The sequence below is a fragment of the Clostridium sp. genome, from assembly GCF_021372645.1.
In the GTDB taxonomy this organism is placed as follows: Bacteria; Bacillota; Clostridia; order Clostridiales; family Clostridiaceae; genus Clostridium.
This window is the reverse complement of the sequence record NZ_JAJFUC010000027.1, coordinates 1-6,611: the sequence shown is the minus strand read 5'-3', so window position 1 is coordinate 6,611 and position 6,611 is coordinate 1. Positions and strand designations below refer to the sequence as shown.

Below are 6,611 nucleotides of genomic sequence, written 5' to 3'. Positions count from 1 at the left end.
TTTTTTTAAAGGCTTATTAAAGTACGCCAATTTCTAGAGATTTTTTAGTTAAAGAAATATTATATATAAAAAACATCTCATATGTGCTAAAAAAGGAGCTCTCGCTAACGGATTTTAATCCGCTAATGCGACAGCCCCTTTAATTCTTAGAATTACTTAAGAACACTTTTCAATTTCTTTGAGTACTACTATTAAATCTTAAATTTAGAGATTTCTTGTTTTAGTTTATCCCCATTTTCTTTTGATTTAAATGCTTCTTCTGATAAACCATTAGACTTATTACTGATTTCTGAAATTCTAATTGCAATATCAGTTGTACCACCTGCACCTTCACTAGCTGCCCCTGCCACTCCATCTATAGTCTTTAACACCTCACTTAAAGATGCCAAAAGTTCCTCTGAAGTTGAGCTAAATTCTGATACAAGGTTATCAACAAACTCTGCATCTTTATTATATTTATCTGCAACAGTAATCATAGTAGCATAATCATTTGCTACATCTGTATCCATAAATGTTAATAACTTATTTGAGTTTTCTGAAAGATCACTTACAGACTTTGTTACTTTATTTGATATATCTTGAATTTCTATTACAGTATTTTTTGATTGTTCTGCAAGTTTTCTTATCTCTTCAGCAACTACAGAAAATCCTTTTCCAGCTTCTCCAGCTCTTGCAGCTTCAATTGCAGCATTTAAAGCAAGAAGATTTGTTTGTGAAGTTATATCCATTATAGCTTTTGAAAGTATTTTTATTTTATCTACAATTTTTGTTGACTCTATAGCCGCTTCTAAATTTGTTTTTGTAATCATAAATATTTCATTAGATTTTTTTTGAGAAACTTGTACGTTTTGTTTTATATCTGCTGCTCTTTTATGTATTTGTCCTGCTTGAACTGCACCTTCTTGTGATTTTTGAGAAATAGACTCAACTGCCCTTTCAATTTCTTGAGATGTTGCAGTCATTTCCTGTGCTGATGCTGCTGTTTCTTCCATTGTTGCAGATAATTCTTCTGTAGTTGCTGATACTTCCTCTATGTTTTCATTTAAATCTGTTATAGTCACATTTATAGTGTCCATAACTAATTCAATGCTATCTACACTTTCATTAACTGAACTAACAATATTTCTTATGTTATCTATAAATTTATTTAGACTGTTTGCAAGTTCATTAATTTCATCTTTAGAATGAACTATTATTTTTTGTGTTAAGTCTCCTCCCTTCTCTGATAGGGTATCTAATTCTCTTTTTAAAATATTTAATGATCTTCTTATAGATCCAATAATAAATAGTGCAATAACTATGCTAACTATACCCAAAACTATTATTATAACTAAAGTAATCTTAATAGCACTAAAATACTGTTTATCCCCTTCTAAACTAGCATTTTGAGTCATTTCCTTGTTTAAATCTGTTAATTTTAATAAAGAATTAGATGCTGTATCAAAAGCTTCCCTTGATCCTTTGTTCATTATTTCCATTGCTTCATCTGTTTTTAGTTGTCTACTTAGCTCAATTATTTTTTTATTTAAAGCTAAATATTCTCCCCATTGTTTTTGAACATCATTAAATAATTTTTCTTCTTCATATTCATTAGGACTTATTGCATTCTTATAATTCTCCATATAATTTTGTATTTCTTTATTTTTTTCTTCAATGGCTTTTTCTTTTTCATCCATTACTTGGCTGCTTTGAGCAATAATATGTTCGTACTCAATTAATCTAAAGTCTGAAGTCATATTATTTAATTCTTCTGAATATATAATTCCTGGTACCATTTCTTCTGAAATTATTGTAGATTTACTGTTTACTGCCTTTAAATTTACTACGGAGTAAACACCCATAAATACAATAGCAGTTAATAAAATAGAAGTTAAAAAAATTAGCTTACTTTTGATAGTCTTTAACATTATACATATCCTCTCTCCTGTCTAAAATTATTATTATTGAATATTTGTTGTGATGAAAATTGTATTTTATCTTGAAATATTTTACAAAGAACTTTTTCTTGTTATGGTTTACATCAGTCTTTGTTATTATTCGATGAAAGTAACTATATTCCTTCATAATATATCTACTTTTAATCATTAATTACAAAATATTTGACTTTTTAAATTTAACTTAATTTTATATTCATATCTAAAAAATAAAAACCATTCCCTTTTTATAATATAATTAATACAAAAAATATTATAAAAAAGAAATGTTTTTTATGTTATAATTAACTTTTATAAAACAATCTTTTCCCAATCTGCTTCTAATAATGTTAATTGACTTCCTTCACTATTTCTTATTTTATGATATGACTTTAAATTATCATCATCTATTTCTTTTAATGTTGCTGATACTGACACTTTATCTCCATATATGCATTCTTTTTCAAAAACCACCTTAATCCTCTTAAGAGTGTAATTATTAATTACATCAAGAGGAACTGCTTCAATTGCCCACTCAACATACTTAACATTATTAACATGATTATTTGAATCAATATCACTATATCTAATATTAAATTGTTTACGGTATTGTTCTTCATCATTTATCTCTATTTTATCCATACTTATATCATAATTAACATTACCATCTATACCATAGAATTCGTATTGTTCCTTTTGTATTCGAATAGGTCTTCTTTTTTTAATGTCAATTAAGAAAAATAATGCTGATGCTTCTCCAATAAGATTGTCTTTTTCATCCCTAATCACATATTTTCTTAATGCATAAAACTTCTTGAAACCGACAGGTTGAGTTGTAACACTTATCATTTCTCCAAATACTGGATACCTATGCATTTTTATATCATATTTATAAAACACCCATGCGCAATTATTTTTTTTGCAATAATCCATCCCATCGCCTAAATATTCTGACTGTTGAGTTCCCACATCACCAATAAACTCAATTATTGATGATAATTTACATCTCAATTTAGAATTTACTTCATAATAATGTATCTCATATTTCTTTGTAAAAATCTTACTCATATCTACTCATTGCAAAATTTATAAAAATAGCTATTTTATTTTATGCATTTATCTTAAAAACCATATTTTCTCTACTATATATTATTAATTTAAGAATATTTACCTAAAGATATACTATTTTTAAATTGCAATAATTCTCCCCTCTCCTTTTATATTTATCTATTATTAATTTAAATCAGCTTTAAAATATATGTTCTTAAATAATATTAACATAATATTCTAATTAAATATATTGTCTAAATTCACTCAATTGCAAAAAAAATATTTCCCTTGATTTAACATTACTTATACAACCACAGATTATCTATTATTTTTAAATTTCATAAATAGTTTAATATTAAAAAGAGGATTCTCTAAAAAGAAAATCCTCTTATAAATAATTATGCTATCTATTTAATGCTTCTAATAAATCATCTAAATTTAATCCATGAACTGTTGCAGCTTCTGCTATAGTTTCAGCTTGAGCTGATGGACATCCAACACATCCCATTCCAAAGCTCATTAAAATTTCAGCCTTAGATGAATCTGCATTAACGACTTCACCAATTGTCATATCTTTAGTTATCATACTTTCACCTTCTTTAATATAACTTTATATACTTATTGTATACTATAAATTATATTTTATACTAAGCCGAAAGTCAATACCCGAGTATAATGATATGCTATAAATTATATGCTATCTATTCTCATTGTTTGATCTCTCTTTGGGCCAACTCCAACTATTGAAATCTTAGTATCTGTAAATTCTGATATTCTAGCTAAATACTTTTTAACATTGTCAGGTAACTCATCATAGCTTCTAACATCAGCTACACTATCATCCCAACCATCAAATTCTTCATATATTGGCTCACATTTAGCCAAATCTTCTAAACTTGCTGGGAAATAATCTATAATTGTATCATTAAATTTGTATCCAACACATACTTTGATCTTTTCTAATCCAGCTAATGTATCTATTTTAGTAACAGCTAATGAAGTTAAACCACTTACCCTAGCTGCTGTCTTAACTATAACTAAGTCTAACCACCCACATCTTCTTGATCTTCCTGTAGTTACACCATATTCATGTCCCTTTTCTCTGATCCAATCTCCAGTTTCATCAAGTAATTCTGTTGGGAATGGTCCCTTACCAACTCTTGTAGTATAAGCTTTTGTTATACCTACAGCATTAGTAATCATGTTAGGCCCTATACCAACACCACTAGCAACTCCACCAGCTGTTGTATTAGATGATGTTACATATGGGTATGTTCCATAATCAATATCTAATAACATTCCTTGAGCACCTTCAAATAAAACAACCTTATCTGCTTTAATGTCGTTATATACTCTAACAGATGTATCCTGAACAAATGGTTTTAATTTCTTAGCAAATTCTAAATACTCTTTGAATATTTCATCAAAATTTAATGCTTCTCCATCTAATACCTTTGTAATATATTTATTTTTCATTTCAACATTTTCTTTTAATTTTTCTGCAAAAACATCTTCATGCATTAAATCGCAAACTCTAATTCCGCATCTTTCAAATTTATCTGTATAACATGGTCCTATTCCTTTACCTGTAGTTCCTATATCATTTTTTCCTCTAGCTTTTTCTTTTAATATATCTAATATCTTATGATATGGCATGATAAGTTGAGCTCTGTCACTTACTATTAACTTTTCAGGTGTAACTTTAACCCCGACACCTTCTAAGTAATCTATTTCTTCAAATAGAGCTTTTGGATCTACAACTACTCCATTTCCTATTACATTTAATTTATCTTCATATAAAATTCCTGATGGTATTAAGTGAAGTTTATATTCTTTGTCACCAACCACTACAGTGTGACCAGCATTATTTCCACCTTGAAATCTAACAACTACATTAGCCTCTTCTGCTAAGTAATCTGTCATCTTTCCTTTTCCTTCATCTCCCCATTGAGCTCCTAAAACAATAAATGCTGACATTTATTCTGCCTCCCTTAAATTAATACTATTATTAGCCTTAATTTTAACTATTATTTGGAGTTTTATTAATTTATCCGATATCTAGCATCCGTAACACTCTCTCTTCTTCAAGTAAAAGATAACAGCTGCACGCTCCTGGATAAGTTCAACTAAGATTGATATGGTAATCAAAAACCATCTCAATCAAGTCTAACTTGATATTTTAATCTCTCCTTTTAAATATTAGCAAAGTACCCTTTCACGGTCAACCATTTATCGAATATTTTTTTGCTTTTTTCATAAATAATTCGTATAATTATACTATATGATTATGTTTTGCATACACCCCTGGAGTTGCAGATCCTTGTCGCGAGATACATAAAGATCCTGCAAAAGCTTACATATATACTCGTAAATGGAATACAGTTGCTGTTATTTCTGATGGTACTGCTGTTTTAGGTCTTGGAGACATTGGGCCACTTGTCTCACTACCTGTTATGTAAGGTAAAAGTGTCTTATTCAAGGAATTTGGTAATGTAGATGCATTTCCAATAGTTCTTGATACTAAAAACCTGGATGAAATTGTTGCTATAGTTGTAAACATTTACCGTTACTTAGGTGGAATAAACTTAGAATATATTTCAGCATCTCGATGCTTTGAAATTGAAAAGAGATTGAAAGAAAAATTAAATATCCCAGTATTTCACGATGATCATCATGGGACAACTACTGTTATTTTATTTGACTTGTTAAATGCTTTAAAAATAGTAAACAAAAAAATAGAAGATATCAAAGTAGTTGTATGTAAAGTCAATATTAGATGATATTGAAAAGTTGCCACTACATCAAAAAGAACAAATACTTTCAACTTTAGAAGAAATTCTTGTCTTAGGTTCGCAAGTAAGTCAGGTAGAACAAAAGGTTAAAGAATTTAGATTTTCTAAAGGAAAAGTATGTCCTTTTCGTGGTTCTGAAACTATATCAATAAATTATAAGTATAATGGTAAACAAAGATATATCTGTAAATCTTGCAAGAAAACTTTTACTGACTTCACTAATTCTGCAACCTATAAAAGTAAGAAAATGTTAGATAAATGGCTCAAATACGCTAAGTGTATGATTAATGACTATTCTATTAGGAAAAGTGCTAAAATTGTAGAAATTAATATAGCAACACAAGTGTTGATTAACCAATTTTTTACTTCAAATCATTAACTTGCTTTTGATATTTTTCAAAAATAAGTTAATGGATACATAGACTTCAGTCTTAAGACTTTTTTCAAGCAATTTTCTTATAAAAGTAATATCCATTAGGTTAGTGCACACTTTTACTGATTTATCATAATAGTCAGTAAAGTCAACTACTCTAAATCTATTTTGAGTTTTTTTAGTGTTTGTTCATAAATAACACGTAATATCTTGAATTACAGAAGAATTTTCTACTTCTAAGCTTTTTAATTTCCTTGATTGCGAAAGCACTATATTGTTTTTTATTCTTATAACAAAAGATTGCTTTATTTCTTTAAACATATCAAATCTCTCATGATTTCCATAAGCCCTATCTTCAACTAAAATGGAATTTACATCTATTAAACTTTCACCTATCGGTCCGTCATGCTTTTTTGCAATAGTTTCAACAACTTTTTGAGGTGTAAAGTCATTAATATTTAAAGCTACATGAAGTTTTATTCC

The 6,611-nt window shown here is 28.2% G+C and carries 5 protein-coding genes and 2 pseudogenes; 2 read left to right on the top strand and 5 right to left on the bottom strand.

Going from position 1 to position 6,611, the window contains the following annotated elements:
* Positions 1-191: 191 nt before the first annotated feature.
* The 4 genes from LLF98_RS04405 to LLF98_RS04390 all read right to left on the bottom strand — a co-directional run bounded on the left by LLF98_RS04405 (position 192) and on the right by LLF98_RS04390 (position 4,940).
* A complete protein-coding gene (locus LLF98_RS04405) occupies positions 192-1,907 on the bottom strand; it encodes a methyl-accepting chemotaxis protein (RefSeq protein ID WP_291701245.1) in 1,716 nt (571 codons plus the stop codon).
* A 318-nt stretch (positions 1,908-2,225) separates the two neighbouring features.
* Entirely contained in the window at positions 2,226-2,981 is a 756-nt protein-coding gene (locus tag LLF98_RS04400) for an acyl-ACP thioesterase domain-containing protein (protein WP_291701243.1), read from the bottom strand.
* Between the two features lie 385 nt (positions 2,982-3,366).
* Positions 3,367-3,549, bottom strand: a complete 183-nt coding sequence (locus LLF98_RS04395) for a DUF1858 domain-containing protein (RefSeq protein ID WP_291701241.1) — start codon at positions 3,547-3,549, stop codon at positions 3,367-3,369.
* Positions 3,550-3,653: 104 nt separating this feature from the next.
* Positions 3,654-4,940, bottom strand: a complete 1,287-nt coding sequence (locus LLF98_RS04390) for an adenylosuccinate synthase (RefSeq protein ID WP_291701239.1) — start codon at positions 4,938-4,940, stop codon at positions 3,654-3,656.
* A gap of 317 nt (positions 4,941-5,257) precedes the next feature.
* Between LLF98_RS04390 and LLF98_RS04385 the strand changes: the two are divergent.
* Together LLF98_RS04385 and LLF98_RS04380 are read left to right on the top strand one after the other, a co-directional pair.
* A pseudogene (locus tag LLF98_RS04385) lies at positions 5,258-5,722 on the top strand (NAD-dependent malic enzyme); the annotation flags it as partial.
* A pseudogene (locus LLF98_RS04380) lies at positions 5,718-6,095 on the top strand (IS1595 family transposase); the annotation flags it as partial. The pseudogenes LLF98_RS04385 and LLF98_RS04380, both read left to right, overlap by 5 nt.
* A gap of 222 nt (positions 6,096-6,317) precedes the next feature.
* On the opposite strand, the gene LLF98_RS04375 reads toward LLF98_RS04380, so the two are convergent.
* The coding region (locus LLF98_RS04375; RefSeq protein WP_291701237.1) for a transposase at positions 6,318-6,611 on the bottom strand (294 nt) is incomplete at its 5' end.

Coding starts and splice junctions, on each gene's coding strand:
- LLF98_RS04395 (WP_291701241.1), bottom strand. CDS start 3,549: ATGATAACTAAAGATATGACAATTGGTGAAGTCGTTAATGCAGATTCA.
- LLF98_RS04400 (WP_291701243.1), bottom strand. CDS start 2,981: ATGAGTAAGATTTTTACAAAGAAATATGAGATACATTATTATGAAGTA.
- LLF98_RS04390 (WP_291701239.1), bottom strand. CDS start 4,940: ATGTCAGCATTTATTGTTTTAGGAGCTCAATGGGGAGATGAAGGAAAA.
- LLF98_RS04405 (WP_291701245.1), bottom strand. CDS start 1,907: ATGTTAAAGACTATCAAAAGTAAGCTAATTTTTTTAACTTCTATTTTA.